Origin of the sequence: Arthrobacter sp. SO3 (assembly GCF_020532825.1) — a bacterium.
Lineage (GTDB): Bacteria > Actinomycetota > Actinomycetes > Actinomycetales > Micrococcaceae > Arthrobacter.
The window spans coordinates 1-17,208 of sequence record NZ_MQTS01000102.1 but is presented as its reverse complement, the minus strand read 5'-3'; the positions used below and the strand labels follow the sequence as shown (position 1 = coordinate 17,208).

Below are 17,208 nucleotides of genomic sequence, written 5' to 3'. Positions count from 1 at the left end.
GAATGGAGTTTCAGAAAAAGCTCTCCGTCACGGAGACCCCCATCCCGGGGGTCCTCCTTCTCGACCTTCCGGTCCACGGGGACAACCGCGGCTGGTTCAAAGAGAACTGGCAGCGCGAACGGATGCTGGCCGCCGGTCTGCCCGATTTCGGGCCGGTCCAGAACAACATCTCCTTCAATGACAAGGCCGGCACCACCAGGGGCATCCATGCCGAGCCCTGGGACAAGTTCGTCTCGGTGGCCAGCGGTCGGATCTTCGGTGCCTGGGTGGACCTGCGGGAAGGCCCGAGCTTCGGGACGGTCTTCACGACGGAACTGGATGCGGGCAAGGCGATCTACATTCCGCGCGGCGTCGCCAACTCCTACCAGACCCTGGAAGATGACACCTCCTACGTCTACCTGGTCAACGACCACTGGTCCGCGGATGCGGAATACACCTTCCTGAACCTCGCGGACGAGACCGTCGCCATTGACTGGCCCATTCCCCTGGACCAGGCCGAGCTCTCCGAGAAGGACAAGGCCCACCCCCGGCTGGAAGACGTCGTTCCGATGCCGCCGCGGCGCACCCTGGTGCTGGGGGCCGGCGGACAACTGGGCAAGGCACTGCGGGCTGCCTACGCCGGCGATACGAGCGTGGAGTTCGCTGACCGGAGTGAATTCGATGTGGCCGATCCGGCGTCGTTTGCCAGCCGGAACTGGCGGCGTTACTCCGCCATCATCAACGCGGCGGCTTATACCGCGGTGGATGAGGCGGAAACGGAGGAGGGCCGCCGCGCGGCGTGGGCACTCAACGTCACGGCCGTCGCTGAACTGTCCAAGGTTTCGGCGCGCTACGGGCTGGTGCTGGTGCACGTCTCCAGCGATTACGTTTTTGACGGCTCCCTGAAGAGCCACAGTGAGGATGAGGGGCCGGCGCCGCTCGGGGTCTACGGCCAGACGAAGGCCGCAGGGGACGCCGCCGTCAGTGTGGTCCCCAGCCACTACATCGTCCGCACCAGCTGGGTCATTGGGGAAGGCAGCAACTTTGTCCGCACCATGGCCGCGCTGGCGGCCAAGGGAGTCACCCCGACGGTCGTCGATGACCAGGTGGGCAGGCTGACGTTTGCCGAGGACCTTGCCGCCGGCATCATCCACCTCCTGAAGGTCAGGGCCCCTTATGGCACCTACAACCTGACCAACGACGGCGAGCCCCAGTCCTGGGCGGACGTCGCCGCGGAGGTCTTTGAACTGGTCGGGGCGGCACGCGGGGATGTCACCGGCATCTCCACCGAGGACTACTTCCGGGGGAAGTCAGCGGCACCCCGGCCGCTCAACAGCGTCCTGGAGCTGGACAAGATCAAGGCGACGGGATTTGCCCCGGCCGAGGCCTCGCAGCGGCTGGCGGACTACCTGCGCAACCCTGCCTAGCGCTGCGCCGTTTGGAATGCGGAAGGCCCGGACTGGATCCCAGTCCGGGCCTTCGCTGTGATGTTCTTGTTCCTAGTCGGACTCCGGCCGCTTCCGTTCCGGGTCCGCCGGCGGCTTCATCGCGTCTGAATCGTCCGGCACCGTCGCGTCCGGCACCGTCGCCCGGGCGCCGTCAGGCCCTGCGGGCAGGTGTCTGTGTTCATGGGCGCCGGGGTGGGTCGCCTTCTTGCCAAAGACCCAGTGCTGGTAGAGGAAGTAGTTCCAGACGGTCATGGCGGCCGTGGAGATGACCTTGCCGCCCATGTAGCCGAGGGGCGTTGGCGTCAGCAACTGCACAATGAGGACCGTGGCGAGGGTGTTGGCCGCCACCAGCAATCCGTAGCGGATCATGCTGACGTGGGTCCGGTGCGTGGATTCGAAAGAGAACTTGCGCTGCAACAGGAAGTTGAACACGAGGCTGGTGAGAAAGGCGGTGGCACTGGCAATCCCGACGTCCCAGTGGAAGACCTCGCGAAGGAGGACGAGGAGGCCAAAGTCGACGGCGAACGAGAGCCCGCCCACGATCAGGTAGCGGATGGCGCTATGGCCAAAGAACTTCCCCAGCAGCCCCTGGGGCTTGTCCGCCGTTGCCGGGTCCGAGGGCGTCGTCCGGCTCATGGTTTGCCCGTCCTGACCGGTGCGAGGCGTTCGTTCCCCGGTGCGGGGGCGGCAGTGCCCGGGTCGTCGGGCAGGGAAGAATCAGCGGCCGGCAGGGACGGGCCTGCCAGGGCCGCGGCCGGGGCGGCCGTCCCCGAGAATACCGAGCTGCCCCGAACATGGCGCAGCAGGAGGAACGCGCCGAGGACGGTGCCGGCCACAAAGACCGCCACCACCGTCAGGGTCCCCAGCGGGGGCTGCCACTGCGGATTGCCGATCATGTCACCCCACCGGATGTCCATGGCCAGGCCGGTCACGTAGCGCCGCAGGACCCAGACGAAGGTCAGGACCTGGCACAGCGCGAGCAGGACAACGAGGGTGCTGAGCGCAGGCACCGCGGGCGCGGGCCACGGCCGGGGATTCGCGTTGTCCAGCGCGATCCCCGCGAGCATGAGGCAGGGAACGAAGATCGCCAGGATGTAGCGCCCCTGCCACACCATTCCCTGGTCGGTGATGATGACGGCCTGCAGCAGGATGGGGAGCAGGAGCAGGGCCGCGGAGAGGAAGATGGTGGCGACGCGGTAGCGGCCCCTGCCGTAGATGATTCCCGCGAGGGCGGTGGCAAAGAAGACCGCGGTCCAGAGCGCCATGACGCCGGTGGGGGCGTCCAGCTCGAGCCAGCCGAACTGGCCGATGTAGCCGTGCATAAAGAGGAATGTCTTGTCGAGCATAATTTCAGCCCCGGCATCAAAGCCCAGTCCGGCGCCGTCGAAGGGCTTGCTTGCGAGACTGTTGTGGCTGGCGACCCACCAGAGCGCGTAGGCACATGACAGGCCAATGACCGCGGCTCCGGCCCACACCGCCGGCCGGCGCAGCAGGGCCTTGAGTTCGGCTGCGGTGCCGAGGATGAGGACAGCGACGACGACGACCAGCAGCCAGAGCAGTGAGAGAGCCTTGGTATTGGCGAGCAGCGCGGCCGCGACGGTCGTGGCGACCACCGGAACCACGAGGGCGCGGCCCTGCAGGGATCCCTTCAGGAGGAGCAACAGATTCGCCGCAATGGCTGCCGTTGTCCCGTATTCCAGGCTGTTGGGGTTGACGGAGCCGCTCAGGAAAAGAGTCATCGGGGTGACGGCGGCGGCCAGGGCCAGGATGGCCCATTTGCTCCGCGGCAGGCGGGACAAGGCGGAGAACGCCAGTGCCAGGAAGATGCTCGTCAGGAGAGCGCTCACGAGCCGCATGCCATAGACGGCTTTGAAACCGCTGGTCAGCAGCGAAGGCCAGCCGACAGCGGCATAGTAGACGGGGTTGTACAGGCCCGCGGTGGTGAGCCCCGAGACTATTTCGGTGGGATCCCCGGGGATGGCCGGCGAGCATTTCGGGGTGGCCGCGACATTCCGCACAAAGCACGTGATTTGGTTCGTGTGCTCAATATAACGGGGAACCTGGACGGCCAGGAGCGGACCGCCCTCGCCGGTCTGGGCGCCGACCAGTTCACCGCGGACCACGGCGGCAGCCTTGACGATGTGGGCAGGTTCGTCGGGGATCGATGAGATCGGCGACGCCAGCGCCCAGCCGGAGCTCATCACAAAGATGACGAGCAGCGGCCACCAGAACCATCTGGCACCGGGGTTGCGGTCCGGTGGACTCAAGATGGCGTGCTGCAAGGTGCGGTCTCCTCAGGGAAATTGCGGGCAACGTCCGTTCTGCTGACGGGACTGCCTCAGGTCATGGCTCTATGTAGTCTAAGTCAATCCGGGGCACCGGTTGCTCAGAGAACCAGGGCCAGGGTGCGGGGAAGGTAACCCTCACTGGGTTTCATTCCGGTTCCTGAATACGCCCAGAGGGAGCCGTCCGGCCGGCGGGCGACCAGATCGGGGGTCTTGTCGCCATTGAGGTCCCAGCCGTTGAGGATCCGGTCGTAGACGCTCCAGCCGGTTCCGATCCGGATGGTGGCGCCGGGCTTCCCGCTGCCGTCCCCGGGATAGAGCCACAGCGTGCCGTCGGGCCTGCGGGCCAGAAGGTCGTTCTTCCCGTCCGCGTTGAAATCGCCGGTGCCAATGAGCTGGTCGAAGGCATCCCAGCCGTAGTCCCCGACCTTGACTGCACCCTGGTAGCCGCTGTTGTTCGCATCGATTTTCCCGGTTCCCTTGTAGAGCCACAACGAGCCGTTGGGCTTCCGGGCGAGGAGGTCGTTCTTGCCGTCGCCGTTGAAGTCTCCGACGCCGGTGATCGTGTCGAAGACCTCCCAGCCCGCCAGACCGATCTTGGTCGCGCCGGCGTAGCCGTTGCTGCCCGAGTCCACACGCCCGGTCCCCGCATACAGCCACAGCGTCCCGTCCGGTTTCCTGGCCACGAGGTCGTTCTTGCCGTCGCCGTTGAAGTCTCCGACACCGGCGAACGCATCGAAGGCGTTCCAGCCGTAATCGCCAATCCGCTTCGGGGTGCCGTAGGCCCCGGCCCCGTTGCCGGGGTAGAACCACAGTGTTCCGTCGGGTTTGCGGGCCAGCAGGTCACCCTTTCCGTCCCCGTTGAAGTCCTGGACGGCCACGAGCGCGTCGAAGGTACCCCAGCCGTAGTCCCCGATTTTCCGGGCCGTCTGGTAGCCCTGGTCCTTCATGGCGGTTCCTGCGTAGAAATAGACGGCCCCGGTGGGGTCGCTGGCCACGAAGTCGGCCATCCGGTCGCCATTGGCGTCCCCGGTTCCCACGATGTCGTTGTAGATTCCCCAGCCGGAACCTATCTGGCGTCCGTTGACCAGGACGGCGCGGCCGGTGTTGGAGTAGAGCCACAGGGAGCCGTCAGGCCGCCGGCCCGCGAGATCGTTGGTGCCGTCGCCGTCGAAGTCCTGGATGGCGATGAGCTGGTCAAAGATCTGCCAGCCGTAGTCGATCTTACGTGCCGTGCCGGTCTGGCCGGTGCCGGTCCCCGAATAGAGATACAGGCTTCCGTCCGGGGTGCGGGCTGCAAGGTCGGGCTTTCCGTCGCCGTCGAAATCCCTGACGCCGAGGAGACTGTCAAAGGCGTCCCAGCCGAATTCCCCGATCCTGACGGCGGGACGGTAGCCCTCGTCGGTTGCTGACACCGTACCGGTGCCGGCATAGAACCAGAGTGAGCCGTCCAGTTTCCTGGCGACAAGATCGTTCTTTCCGTCGGAGTTGTAGTCACCCACGCCGAGGACCCGGTCGTAGATTCCCCAGCCGGAACCGATCCGCCGCCCGGCCAGATACTGTCCGGCGCCGTTGCCGGGGTAGAACCAGAGCTCGCCGTCGGACCTGCGCTGGATCTGGTCGGCCTGGCCGTCGCCATCGAAATCGCCGGGTGCCACGAGCCTGCGTGTCGGATCAGTCGGGACCGGCGGTGCTGGCGGTGCTGGCGGTGCCGCCGGGGCCGGCGGGGTACTGCCCGTGGCGAAGCGCTGGAGGCTGGTGTAGTCGCCGTTCCAGACGTTGGAATCACCGGTGCCGCCGGCGAAGGGTCCGGACTCGCTGTACTGCCAAAAGCTGAAGTTGGCCCAGCTGGAGGGCAGAGCGCCCGGACTGTCGGTGGCCGAGCCCGGCCAGCGCGCGATCCACAGCGGCCAGTCGCCGAAACCGGTAGGCCCGCCGGTGCAGTAGTTCCACCACGAGGTGGTGGTGTACATAACAGGCAGCCGCCCGGTCAGTGCCTGCATGGTGCTGCCGAAGTCGTTGGCCCAGGACGTCAGCTGGGCGGGTGTCATGTCGTAGCAGGTGTTGCCCTGGTAGTAGCCATTAATCGTCTGGCCGGCGTAGGGGTTGCCTTCAAAATCGAGAACGGGAGGCAGGGTGTAGCCGTCGGCGCTCCAGCCGCCGCCGTTTTGGACGAAGATCCGGGCCTGGTCGGCGCCGGAGGAGGCCGCGGGGTTGGCGAAATGGTAGGCGCCGCGAATCATGCCAACGGCCCTGGACCCCAGGTACTGGTCGCTGAACGTGCTGCTGGTGAAGTAGTTTCCTTCGGTGGCCTTGATGTAGGCGAAGCGGGCGCCCATGTTCCACTCGGTCTGCCAGTTGATGCCGGCCTGGTACTTGCTGACGTCGAGTCCCTGTACGCCGTAGCTCGGCATCCACGTGCCTTGCGTGGTCAGGGCCTCGGTGGTCGCAGTCTTGGCCCCGGTCGGTGATGCCGCGGCGCGCGTTCCCTGCCCCATCTCGGCGCCGCCGGCCTTGGTGGCCTCAGCCATGGCAGCCCGGTAAGCCTCTGACGTTTTGTCAACCGTTGGCTGGGCCGTGCTGGCCGTCGGCGTGGGTGCCGGCGTCACGGTGGACAGGGCGGGAGCCGGCGAAGCCGGCGCTGTCGTTGCGGTCGGGGTTGCCGTGGGCGTCGGCTCGACGGCGACCGCGGGGGCGGCCATGGCCGGTCCTGCGATGAGGGAGGCAACCAGCAGCGCGACTCCGACATGGCTGCCGAGGTGACTGGTGGGGGGAAGTAGGGTCCGCTTCATTTTCCGCTCCGGGACAACACGCTCATGGCAGTGTCATAGTGATCTCGCGCCCCGCAAAATCAGCACGATGCTGTCCGGGATCTGAGAATGTCTGACTTGTCGCGCTCACCCTAACACCGCAGCTTTAGCGGAACCAGAGTTTCTGGTGTTACTCGTGTGAAGATTGTGGTGGATCGCGTTGCAGGTTTTCCACATGCGGCCCGGGCGGCCCTTGTCCGGCGGCCTGCCCACCCTTAGCTTTAACCCAATTGCAAAGCCCCGGAAACAGGGCAGCAGGCAGTCATATTGGGGGCCATTGTGGAGGCTGTACGCATTGTCGAGGACGAAGTCCGCGAGCTGATCCGCCGCCGCGGCCTGGACCCCCTGAGGCAGGCCGGCGAAGTCCGCCGCCTTGTCGAGGCAGCCGTCGTGGATTACGACGAACGGGCCCTGCTGGCACCCCTGCCTCCCATCGGCCCGCTGGAAACTGCCCGCAGGTTTGTCTTCGACGCCGTGGCAGGGTTCGGGGCCCTTCAGCCCCTGCTCGACGATCCGGCCATTGAGGAAATCTGGCTGAACGCCCCCGACGAGATCTATGTGGCGCGGAACGGCGAATCCGAGCTGACCTCGGTCTCGCTCACGGAGCAGCAAGTCAGGGACCTCGTGGAACGGATGCTCAAGAGTTCCGGGCGCCGCTTGGACATGTCGTCTCCGTTCGTGGATGCGGCGCTGCCCCTGTTTATCTACCCCCCGGCCCGCTACAGGCCTGGAATTCAGGCAAGTCATTGTCAGTTACTGTCAGCCATTGGACCCAACAATGGTGTCGTTGGCAAATACTCGAGCCAGACAAGGAGTACAACGGCCAGTCCTGATTACTTTCGAGCATCAACGAGTTACAGCAACTTTTGCCATGTTAGAGAGGTCCAGACAGCGTCCATGCCGGCAGCCGGCAGCTAGAGCCCCGCCGAGCTCGCTCCTGTCCAACATGTCGACGAAGGTGCTCAGTCCGTCAAGGACACCCGGAGCCTCCGCAAACGATCCGTCATCATCACGCCAGCGAAGACTCACAACAGACAGCACTACTGCGGCTACCGTCTGCCAGGATCTGCCCTGCGAGGAACCGGAGCTCTGAGGACGAGTACTGCCTACCGTCCCTACTCGTCGGGGCGTTAGGCAGCCACCGACTGCGAGCCTCTGCTCTAGGTGAGTTCTTGAAGGATCTCGGCGACCGTGAAGAAGGGAAACGTGCTCGGAACATACGCGGCCGGAACCGGCCGGCGGGTCACGAAGGCCGCCCGGACCTCGTATGCATCAGACGAATGCCGTTCTGGCAATTTCAGCGCAGCTGCCACTTCCGCGGCATGTGGGGCCAGATCGTCAAGCTTTCGTTTCAACTGCCCCTCGTAGGACCGCTTCTTTTCATCCAAGAAGAATGTGTCCAGATGACGACGAACTTCTGGTGTTGCATGAACACTGACCGGATCCTTCGCCTCCAGCAGCCAAATTGTGTTGTCACCAGGACGACCGGCGACGACATCGATTTCTGTCGCAAGGGTGGGGAGATTCAGCCGCTTCGCCTTCGTCTCTTTAATGTTGCTTTCGACACTCCACCCGCGCTGAAGCAAGAGCTCCGCGAGGTCGTTTTCGAGCGCCGTGTTCTTGGCGTCTCGAAAACGAGACAACGCCGTGTCGAGCGCTGCCGGCGGGGTTGGTTGGCTCCACGGCAATTGGCCTTGGTCGAGATACTGCTTATAGACGCCTAAAGAGGCAAGCAAATAGTGAGGAGCCACCACGTATTCTTCTGAACCTAATAGTGGAAGCGGCTGGATGAGAAGCCTGCGTTTCCTCGTCCTGGCGTGCCACGGTCGCCATTCGTCGCTCTGGAACGCGCTCTGAAGGCTTGTAAGCATGTCCAGAGCAGCTGAAATACGGGCTGGACCGTCGGGTTCGGTACCCAGCGTCGACAGCTCCACAACCCTGTCGACGAGCTGCTGCCTAGAGGCTATGGCCACATCGACGCCCTTTTCATTCAATTTCCAATGGGCGAGGGAGTAAAGGGTGGTGTAAATGTCTTGGGACGAAGCGCCAAAAGCGTTCAGCATCTGCTGTTCCAGAGCGCCCTGCAACGCCGTGTCGGGTTCAGTTTCGGGCCAGCTGTCATCAAAGAGCCGCTGCCGTGCCAGAGCCTCGCTGAACGAGCGCACGTCCATATCGTACGTGCGTCGGCCGTCACCTTGGGCGGCCGACCCCTGTGCATAGCCCTCGATAGTGATCTCGAAGGAGTCACTGATCTTGATCGCTGATGGCGTCAGCTGATTATGCACATTTTCGCTGCGCATGGTGGCTTCCAAATATGCGTTGGCGGCAGCGAGTATTTCTCCCCATGCCACATCATCGGGCACAGAAGATCCGGTCGGGTTGAACCTCAATGCAGCCTCAACCGCGATCTCGTTACAGCGGCGTATGGTGATACTCTCAGCCAGCGTTTGGGTTGTCAGTTCGACAGGATCCCAATCAAGGTCCAGAGATCGGGCAGATTCGTTGATGTCCCTGAACCGACGGTTGTAGTGATCTACCGACCGCTCTAGCTGTTCCATTCCGAACAGCACCAGTTGGTCGGCAGCGTATTCGCTGAGTCTCCCTTCTAGCAGCCGCAGAGCAACCACCGCAAGAACGTCACGATCCAACGCCTTTGCCTCGTCGCCGCTGTATAGACCGGGCATTACACCCTGCTGATGGACGCCTTCGGCGACCAGCCGATCAACAGCGGAAAGATATGCCCGATCAACGCTTACGGGTGATGGCAGATGATTTCGGGTCGTCGGAGTATCTACGACATTCAAGGTCATCGTCGGCTTTGCCGCCCGCCACTCCTTTGCCACACGGGTTGCTTCGTTCTCAGGGACTTGGCACCCGATGAGCAGCTCGTGCATGGCTGTTGCCATCTCGTTTCTTATTACATTCGGGTCGTTGTTTCCAAGATCGAGGAACTTGTCGAACGAAACCTCCACCACGGAATGCGCGATCTTGGTTTGGCCGTGTTCTTGGATGCGGACCTCAGAAGGCCAAAGGAATCGGTCTCCTGGCTTGTCGCTTTCAGCGATTCGGAGAGTCAGCACGTGGCCACCGAGCCCGGTGTTGGCATGGGCAGCGACCCACGCATCGTCCACACCGCGTATGCCGAATGCCAGCGAGCCGGAAAAATAACTGAGGAGTTGCCGGTGGTCCCTATTGTCCCATGCCTCGTCAGCGGAGGAGATGGCGACAGGAACAGGACCCAGATGTACCGACCAGCCTTGAATCGAGGGGCGGTCATGCTGCAAACCGCTAACTGACCCCTTTACAAAGGAGCTGCCGGACACGGACCTTGCAGCCGTCCAGCGATATACCTCTGTGGGGCCCCCTGCCCTAATGCGACCAGGACCAGCAGTTTCCCTCAACGCTGGAAGGCCCAAGGTGGCTAAAGATTCTTCTGTCGGCGTCCACGAGGCAGCTCTGAGCCACTCCTCCTCACCCCAATGGGGTTCTATTGACATGAACGACGGTGCCTTGCCTCCCGAGAAGAAGCTCTTTCCGTTGGCCCTCCACCACTCCCAAAAGTTGATTGTCTCGAAACCAAACATCTCGGGGAGGTCTGCTCGGATCAAATCCCTGCAGAAGTTCAGCAGATCGCGCTCATGATCAGCGGAGGTCGCAGCTGGATGCCTGGTCCGGTCATGAATGTAGGGGTTGAACTCAGCTGCGTACGGCGACTCCTCCAAAGGATCTGGCGTGGCCGCCGGCACGGGGGCTGCCGATGAGGTCACCGCCTGGGCAGTAGGCCACGGAGCAGCTGCAGAGGCAGCGGGAACCGGCACCGGTTTTTCCCCGGCTTCCACGGAGGCTACAAAGCGCTCCGGGTCCACACCTGCAAAACCAGCCAGCGACTCTTCCGGTTCGATCGCATCGCAGGCATCGTTTACGGCCTCCACGACGGCGTAGCTGCCATCGTAGCTTCCCGGATCACCCAGATCCACCGGCTTTGAAACGAAGCCGGTGCGCGCACTGCCGTATCTCCAAACGGCGCTGTCACCGGTAATCCGGACCCAGCCAACGAACTCGCCCTGCTCAAAGAGTGCTACCGGCTCGGCAGCCCCGCGGATGGGTATGAACGCGATCCGCTGATTGCATTCGTGGTAAAGCGATTCAAGTGCAGTGGAGGACAGCAATGCCCTGAGCGTGGCGATCTTGTCCACTGACTGGTCCTTTGAGCGGCGCGGCCCTTGCGGGATTTTCGCCTAATCGTAGCCGCCCGCCGCCGGCACTGTGTCGAGCGGCCAAGTTGCTACGTGCCCAGTTGACCCCGGGGGATCTAGGGGACGGCGGTCAAGTTCCCCTCCGGAACGAAATGGGAGGGCGCATCGGCGGCTTCCTGGACGACGCTGAGGTTGTCGGCCGTCGGGGCGAACCGGTAGCTGGTCTTCCGGTCCGTGGTGCTTGCTACCGAGCTGGTCAGGGCCACGGCGGAGAGTTTCGGTGACGCCCAGGCACCGGCTTTTACACCGGCAGGGGCCGCCGGGGCGCTGCCCAGGGCAGCGGCGCCGGCGATGAGATACCGCGTCGAATTCCGCCTCGAGGCATAAACGGCGGAGTGAAAGTCACGCCCGGTCCGTGGGGCGTCGGCCGCGCTTTCTGCCCGCTTGCCAACCGGGCACCGACGCGGTCAGGGCCGCCGCTCTCTCGGAATCGAGCTCACCGCGGCGCAGCTTGAACCGCTGGCTGTGCAGCCAGATGCCAAGGACGTGTTCTTCGCCTGTGATGATGGCTTGGTGCCGCGGCCAGTCGTTGCCGGCTGCCCGGTACGCTTTCAGTTTCGCCAGACGTTCGTGCCACCTCGCGTCATCCGCTTCGACGCGAGGCTTTCCTTCCCTTCTCTGTCGGTCGTGACCGCCGAGACCTGCCCCGGCACCCCGATCATCGGGTGATGAGCCTGTCTGGATTGATTGGCGGACGCGCATCGGTGGAGAAAATCCGAAGCTTCACTCCCGGGGCTTCGACCTGGCAGTGCCGCTGGACCTTTTCCGGGTTGAACTGCTGTCGGCCGTGATTGTCCAGCACGCAGACGTATGCCAGGGGCGCCGTGGCGTCCGGATGCTTGACCTTGAATTCGGCGAGCAGCAATGAGAGTTTGTCGATGTCGCGGATGAGGGCTTTCGTGTCGAGGCCGCTCTGCGCGGAGGCCCCGATCTTCAGTTCGCTGATCACGGCGAGGTCCCGCAGCAGCCCAAGTCCCGATTCATCGGAAGCTTTGCCCAGCCGGTTCGCGTAGTGAGGCATCATGATGCCCGGACGGATGGTCACCACCACATCAGGACGGACCTCACCGCCCCCGACTCTGGCCTTTAGCGGCGACGGTGTGAAATCCAGGATCTTGATGAGGGGCTCACGGGCCACGCGGTCGATGCCGAACTGGGAGATCAGGTAATGCGCAAACCAGGCCTGGTAGGAGGGCTCTCCCGCCCAGAAGTGTCCGCAGGTCTGGGCGAACACTGTCCATGCTGCTTCGAACTTATTGGCGATCTGTTCCGTAGAGGCGTTCGTCGTCATGTGTGCACTCTACTTACAAGAAGTGCCATGAAACGGTATGTCTCGCTTCACGCCTAGTCGAGGTGAATAGCCTGAAAGTCCGTGAAGTTCAAGGACGACCCGGTTGAAGCCCGCCGCTTCCGGCACCGAGTCATCGCCAGGCATGGCGGGCCGGCTTGCCGGCGTCGGAGAGGCCAGCACACCATGCGTAGGACGGCTCTTCCCACAGGCCCGCTGCCTCGGTCATGCTCGGTGAATCTTCTTGGGGACTTCCAAAATGCGGAATATCTCATCACCTCCCGGTGACACGGGCGGCGCGCCGGAACACCCAGCGTTTGAACGCGTCGTTGACCTTCCCGTCGGCCTGCTCCAAATCCGCTTTGGTCTGGTCAGCAGGGTTTTCACGCTTTCATCACCCTGGCGTTCTTGGAAGGTCCGACCGGAGCGCTACGGTGGGGGCATGGACTGGGACTTGACGTTGCAGGAGTGGGCGGAGGAACTGACTTACGCACTGGCAGCTGGCCCTGGCGCGTGGGCCATGATGACGGTGGCCACACACAAGACCGCAGCCGCAGGCCAGGAGGTAGTCGAGACTGCCAGGGATGTTGTGGCCGCCGCAGGACTCCCGGTCATCGAGCTGGACGCTCGATGGGTCGCAGCCGATCCGGGCCTGCTGCCCTCGGAGGCTGGCTACGTGATCTTGCACGACGTCGGCCTCCCGCTCAGGGTCGCGGTGCCAGTGCTCATTGGAGGGTTCCAGCATCTGGTCGGGCGAGGGCTGCTTGTGGGAATCCTTGTAATCGGGTCGCCCGCCGGCATCAGAGCCCTAAGGCAGGAACCATCCATGGGATTCATCAGCCGCGCCGAAGTCCTTGAGGTCTGATGCCGGAAGTACTGCTGGAGTGTCTGGAGGAACCGGGGACGCGCGTCTACTGGCACAAACGGTGCTGGCCTCCGGTGCAGGAGCTGCTGGGGTCAGGAGTAGGTCGGCGGGTGCGCCGGCGCCTGTGAGATCGGCGCAGGCAGCTGCTGCACTGCCTTAGCTTGGCCTGGCCAGTGCCCGGGGATAACACCCCCGGGGATGGCGATCGGCAGGGCGTCTATTTTGACCAGGGCGCGGTGAATGCTGACGCTGACCATGATGGAGCCGGCAAATGCTATGGCGAAGCCCACGAGGGCTAAGAACATGGGTCCGCTTGAAGTCGATGATCCGCCCATCGTGCCGATAAGCATGAAGCCGGCCAGACCGGAGCCGCCGATGGCCATGAAAGTCCCGGCGAAAAAGATCCCGGCTGAGCGCTGAAACGGCAGGTGATGTCCTTTGCGGTCGCGAATGTGCCGACGTTAGAGTACAGCGGTGGGGGCGCCAGACGACGCAACAGGCTGTGGAGCGCCGGACGTTGCGGCAGAATCGTCGTATGTGCGGACGCTATGTGACGAGCAGGGCCACCGGAGACCTCATGGGCCACTTTGAGGCCAAGGAGGTTGAGGGGAGCCCGCCGCCAAGCTGGAATGTTGCACCTACCCAGGACGTCCCGATAATCGCCGAGAGGCGTGACAATGATGAGCTGGAGCGGCGGCTGATGGTCGATCGGTGGGGTCTGGTGCCGTCTTGGGCGAAGGACATCAAGATCGGCTCCCGACTCGTCAATGCGCGCAGCGAGACAATCCTGGATAAATCGTCATTCCGGAAGGCGGCCATCACCCGCAGTGCCCTCATCCCCGCGGAAGGATATTACGAGTCTCAAAAGACCGAGGACGGAAAGAAGATCCCGCATTATCTGTACTCCGAGAAGAACGACCTGCTGGCTTTCGCGGGGCTCTACAAGTTCTGGCCAGACCCTTCATTGCCGGAGGATGACCCGCAGAAGTGGCTGCTCAGCTGCACCGTGCTGACAACGACCGCACACGCCCGCGGATGGACGCCTCGGCTCTAGTTCTCCCCCCACCACGAGGCGGCTGGGTGACGACAACGAGACTTGGAGCCGCGGGGCCGGATCAAGGCGTTGACGAACCCCGGAATGGGGAAGCTACCGTGTACCGGCAAGCGAAGGGTGCGGAAATGCCGGGTCGGCATGGTGTCTCCACTATTTCCATTTCCGTAGAGGCTCGCAATAAGTAACAATGGGGAGCCATGGCGTGTGCATAAGTTGTGGATATGCTGTGGATAGATTTTCTGGCACGGCCAGTAAGTGAGGTGGGGGGCAATGTTTGAGGCCAAGGACATAGCGGAATGGTTTGTCAATTGGGCGCACGCTGGCGAAGAGCCGTCTGATGTGACGAACCTAAAGCTGCAGAAGCTGCTGTATTACGCTCAAGCGCACCATCTGGGCCAGCACGAGATCCCCCTCTTTGGCGACAGCATCCAGGCGTGGTCTCATGGTCCCGTCGTCCCCTCGGTATACCGCGCGTACAAGGCCTACGGATCCAACCCCGTCCAGTCCGTGGACCCCACTTTTTCGTGGGAAAAATTCCCGCAACCGGCGATGGAATACCTCGCAACGGTTTGGAATACGTACGGTCAGTACTCCGCGTGGCAGCTGCGCAACATGACCCATTCGGAGAAGCCTTGGGCATCCCACTTCGACGCGGACAAGCGTGGGGTCGAGATACCCAAGGAATCCATGTTGGTTGCCTTCCGGCCGTTCGGTGGCTAAGGGGAAAGACCGCCGCCCAGCGACTAGTGCGGCCGCAGCGAACACGAAGTTCACGATCAGCCCGCCGACAGACTTTGATAAAGAGCACCCAAAGTTTTGCTTCCGACACGTTCAGGACGGGTACGACCCAAAGAATCTCCCCAGCGACAAGCAGATCGACCTCATCCTCCAACTGCAGACGTTGTCATCGCTGAGCTGGCAACAGATCAAGTTGGCCCCCCGCCAGGGTCTCGGAACCGAGTTCATCCCCGAGGGACAGATCCGCGCCCCGCGCCCGGTCGCCTTCGAAGAAGAGGCCAAGTTCATGTTCTTTCGCTACTCGGGCAAACTTCCTATGGGAGGCGTCAGGGTGCGTGACGTTTTCCACGTGCTCTGGATCGCCAAGGACTTCAGCGAGCTGTACGACCACAGCTAATATCCGTCCCAGCGCCCTACCCTCAGCGCCGGGGAGAAAGCGGGCGAGCCGGAGCGGCTGCCGGCCCAAAGCCGTGGTGCGCCAGTTGTGGACCAAGAAGTCTCCGAGCTGCTTCTCCATCTGGAAGGCGAGCTCGTCCTCCCCGTCCTTGGCGGTGCCTACACGAGGGGCTGGGCCGCCTGGTTCACTAGGCCACCGCAGATCAATTCATTGCGCAGCCGCTATGATTACGCAATGCTATTGAGCATTCCGGATCTGGCAAAGCTGCTCGGCGTCGCAGAGAGCCGTGCCCGCGTCTTGGTGGCGTCAGGACGAATCCCGGGTCAGCGCGTCGGTGGGCGCTGGCTCGTCGATGAAGTGGACGCAGGCAATTACCGCAAGGCTGCTGCAGGAAGACCCCTCACGGAGCACAACGCATGGCAATTCATCTGGGCGCTCCCTCGCCCTAAGGGCGTTCCGGGCCTGGGGCTGGATGCTGTCGAGCGACACCGGCTCGATCGCCGTCTTAGACGGTTCCACGAAGCGGCAGATCCTGTTGCGTTTATCGTATCGCTGCTCGCGCGGCGGGCCGACAAGGTTTTGTTGTCGGCCAATCCAGAAGATCTTTCCGCACTAAGGCGAGACGGCCGCCTTCGGCTGGCCGGCGTTTCGCACTCTAACTCCGGACTGCTATCCGGTTTCGAGCTCGAAGCCTATGCAGCTCGGCGCGACCTGCCCGATCTCATCAATGACTGGTTCCTGCTACCTGCCAAGCCCGGAACACGACCGAACGTCATTATCCGCACGGCCAATGTCATACCCGACGAAATTCCGCATCTCGCTTTGGCGGCGGACTTGGCTGAACGTCCAGGACCCCGAGAACAGCAAGCTGCGTTGGAGATCATCAGCGGCCTTAGGGGCACCTGAGCATTGCCCCTCCCCGAACGGCAATAGGATCCTCAGGAGAGTCCTGTTCCTCCCCGCCTGCGCGGCCTCAATGACCACGCATCTGGGGGCCATTGCGAGCAGGAACGAAGCGAAGTGAAAGGTCACAACCGAACCTCATCGCGTTGATGTCCGTTGTACACGGAATCGCGGCCAGCAAAACGGAACGAACAATTTTCCTGCGACGTCTCGGGGATTCGGGGCAGCTATTTGGCTTCAGGGTCGATGGACAGCCTGGTTCTGGTACTGCCTCTTGAACTTCCTCGGCGGTGAGCTTTGTTCGGCGGCGGGCCGGAACCGTCAGAGAACAAATCCCGCACGTCCACATCCAGGACATCAGCAATGTCCCAAAGACGCTCGTATGCGACGCTCTTCTTCCCAAATTCAATACCGATGACCATGTTTCGGCTCAAGCCGGCCTCCAGCGCCAACGACATCTGAGTCAGCCCCTGCGACATTCGGATCTCACGGATCCGCGATCCAACCTGCTTGCGGCGTTCCAGCCAACGCTGAAGACGAGCCGGCGGCGTCTGGGAAGGTCTAATGGGCACACCTCATGCCACTAGACTAAGACAAGTTTGTCAGCTCCACTAGTGAGACATTGGAGCAAGTGAGATATAGATCACCAAAAAATCGAAAGACGCTCCCATGGCCATTTCAGTCCTGCTCGACCTAAACCAGGTCGTATCCGTACCCGAACTCAAGCACTTTCTCAGCTACCTTCCGGCCGACTTCGACACCACCGAAGATTTGCGCATGAGCATCCATGCCGATGGAACCCCAAGTTTTCTTGAAATCCCGTTACCCGTGCCCGGACTGCGGGATTAGCGATAGCGCCACAATCGAAATGGACAAAAACCTGCTATCGCTGACCGATGCGACGACGGGGAGCTTTGCGGTGCGGACCTCATCCGGGACCTTGTACGCAATACACCTGGATTCGCCCCGCGAAGTCGTGAGGCTCCACAGAGACCGGCAACCCGTGCCGCGATACGCCCATCTATCGGCAGCAGACCTCCGCCGCGACGGTAAGCCCATCAGGCTCCTCGAAATCATTGAGATGCAGGTAGGGCGATGTGGTTCGAGGTTACGTCCCGTGGAGTGGTGTAGATCTCAGCAGTTACGCGTTGCTCCGGCAACGTAGTGAGCCATCGTGCGATGGTC

The 17,208-nt window shown here is 62.8% G+C and carries 16 protein-coding genes and 1 pseudogene; 8 read left to right on the top strand and 9 right to left on the bottom strand.

Annotated features, from left to right (window positions below; all coding sequences use genetic code 11):
* Positions 1–2: 2 nt before the first annotated feature.
* Entirely contained in the window at positions 3–1,406 is a 1,404-nt protein-coding gene (locus BJQ90_RS10370) for a sugar nucleotide-binding protein (protein ID WP_226760209.1), read from the top strand.
* Between the two features lie 72 nt (positions 1,407–1,478).
* On the opposite strand, the gene BJQ90_RS10365 is transcribed toward BJQ90_RS10370, so the two are convergent.
* The 3 genes from BJQ90_RS10365 to BJQ90_RS10355 form a co-directional block, all read right to left on the bottom strand.
* Positions 1,479–2,063 (bottom strand): GtrA family protein, encoded by a 585-nt coding sequence (locus BJQ90_RS10365; protein WP_226760208.1) that lies wholly within the window; start codon positions 2,061–2,063, stop codon positions 1,479–1,481.
* Positions 2,060–3,709, bottom strand: coding sequence for a DUF2142 domain-containing protein (locus BJQ90_RS10360; RefSeq protein ID WP_226760207.1), 1,650 nt, complete (start codon positions 3,707–3,709; stop codon positions 2,060–2,062). Before BJQ90_RS10360 ends, BJQ90_RS10365 begins: the two co-directional genes overlap by 4 nt.
* Positions 3,710–3,813: 104 nt before the next feature.
* On the bottom strand, positions 3,814–6,504 hold the full coding sequence (locus BJQ90_RS10355; protein ID WP_226760206.1) for a GH25 family lysozyme: 2,691 nt from the start codon (positions 6,502–6,504) through the stop codon (positions 3,814–3,816).
* Between the two features lie 297 nt (positions 6,505–6,801).
* Between BJQ90_RS10355 and BJQ90_RS10350 the strand changes: the two are divergent.
* Positions 6,802–7,218, top strand: a pseudogene (locus tag BJQ90_RS10350) (CpaF family protein); the annotation flags it as partial.
* Between the two features lie 464 nt (positions 7,219–7,682).
* Here the strand turns inward: BJQ90_RS10350 and BJQ90_RS10345 are convergent.
* From BJQ90_RS10345 to BJQ90_RS10330, 4 genes are all read right to left on the bottom strand, one after another.
* A complete protein-coding gene (locus BJQ90_RS10345; protein ID WP_226760205.1) occupies positions 7,683–10,718 on the bottom strand; it encodes a hypothetical protein in 3,036 nt (1,011 codons plus the stop codon).
* Positions 10,719–10,834: 116 nt separating this feature from the next.
* Positions 10,835–10,984 (bottom strand): hypothetical protein, encoded by a 150-nt coding sequence (locus tag BJQ90_RS10340; protein WP_226760204.1) that lies wholly within the window; start codon positions 10,982–10,984, stop codon positions 10,835–10,837.
* A 136-nt stretch (positions 10,985–11,120) separates the two neighbouring features.
* The gene (locus BJQ90_RS10335) at positions 11,121–11,480 is read right to left on the bottom strand and encodes a helicase associated domain-containing protein (protein WP_226760203.1); all 360 of its coding nucleotides are present in this window, start codon (positions 11,478–11,480) and stop codon (positions 11,121–11,123) included.
* Complete coding sequence (locus BJQ90_RS10330) at positions 11,437–12,069, bottom strand: hypothetical protein (RefSeq protein ID WP_226760202.1); 633 nt, start codon at positions 12,067–12,069, stop codon at positions 11,437–11,439. Before BJQ90_RS10330 ends, BJQ90_RS10335 begins: the two co-directional genes overlap by 44 nt.
* A gap of 439 nt (positions 12,070–12,508) precedes the next feature.
* Here BJQ90_RS10330 and BJQ90_RS10325 point away from each other — a divergent pair, with 439 nt between their 5' ends.
* Positions 12,509–12,931 carry a hypothetical protein gene (locus BJQ90_RS10325; RefSeq protein ID WP_226760201.1) on the top strand — a complete coding sequence of 141 codons (423 nt, stop codon included), beginning with the start codon at positions 12,509–12,511 and terminating at the stop codon, positions 12,929–12,931.
* A gap of 92 nt (positions 12,932–13,023) precedes the next feature.
* On the opposite strand, the gene BJQ90_RS10320 is transcribed toward BJQ90_RS10325, so the two are convergent.
* On the bottom strand, positions 13,024–13,314 hold the full coding sequence (locus BJQ90_RS10320) for a hypothetical protein (protein ID WP_226760200.1): 291 nt from the start codon (positions 13,312–13,314) through the stop codon (positions 13,024–13,026).
* A gap of 152 nt (positions 13,315–13,466) precedes the next feature.
* On the opposite strand from BJQ90_RS10320, the gene BJQ90_RS10315 reads away from it, so the two are divergent.
* The 4 genes from BJQ90_RS10315 to BJQ90_RS10300 all read left to right on the top strand — a co-directional run bounded on the left by BJQ90_RS10315 (position 13,467) and on the right by BJQ90_RS10300 (position 16,026).
* Positions 13,467–13,985, top strand: coding sequence for an SOS response-associated peptidase (locus tag BJQ90_RS10315; RefSeq protein WP_226760199.1), 519 nt, complete (start codon positions 13,467–13,469; stop codon positions 13,983–13,985).
* Between the two features lie 270 nt (positions 13,986–14,255).
* Complete coding sequence (locus tag BJQ90_RS10310; RefSeq protein WP_226760198.1) at positions 14,256–14,705, top strand: Panacea domain-containing protein; 450 nt, start codon at positions 14,256–14,258, stop codon at positions 14,703–14,705.
* Positions 14,706–14,916: 211 nt separating this feature from the next.
* Positions 14,917–15,120, top strand: coding sequence for a hypothetical protein (locus tag BJQ90_RS10305; protein WP_226760197.1), 204 nt, complete (start codon positions 14,917–14,919; stop codon positions 15,118–15,120).
* A gap of 87 nt (positions 15,121–15,207) precedes the next feature.
* The gene (locus BJQ90_RS10300) at positions 15,208–16,026 is read left to right on the top strand and encodes a helix-turn-helix domain-containing protein (protein WP_226760196.1); all 819 of its coding nucleotides are present in this window, start codon (positions 15,208–15,210) and stop codon (positions 16,024–16,026) included.
* Positions 16,027–16,250: 224 nt separating this feature from the next.
* On the opposite strand, the gene BJQ90_RS22890 is transcribed toward BJQ90_RS10300, so the two are convergent.
* On the bottom strand, positions 16,251–16,595 hold the full coding sequence (locus BJQ90_RS22890; protein WP_413463668.1) for a helix-turn-helix domain-containing protein: 345 nt from the start codon (positions 16,593–16,595) through the stop codon (positions 16,251–16,253).
* A gap of 97 nt (positions 16,596–16,692) precedes the next feature.
* On the opposite strand from BJQ90_RS22890, the gene BJQ90_RS10290 reads away from it, so the two are divergent.
* Positions 16,693–16,872, top strand: a complete 180-nt coding sequence (locus tag BJQ90_RS10290) for a hypothetical protein (protein WP_226760194.1) — start codon at positions 16,693–16,695, stop codon at positions 16,870–16,872.
* Positions 16,873–17,208: the final 336 nt, after the last annotated feature.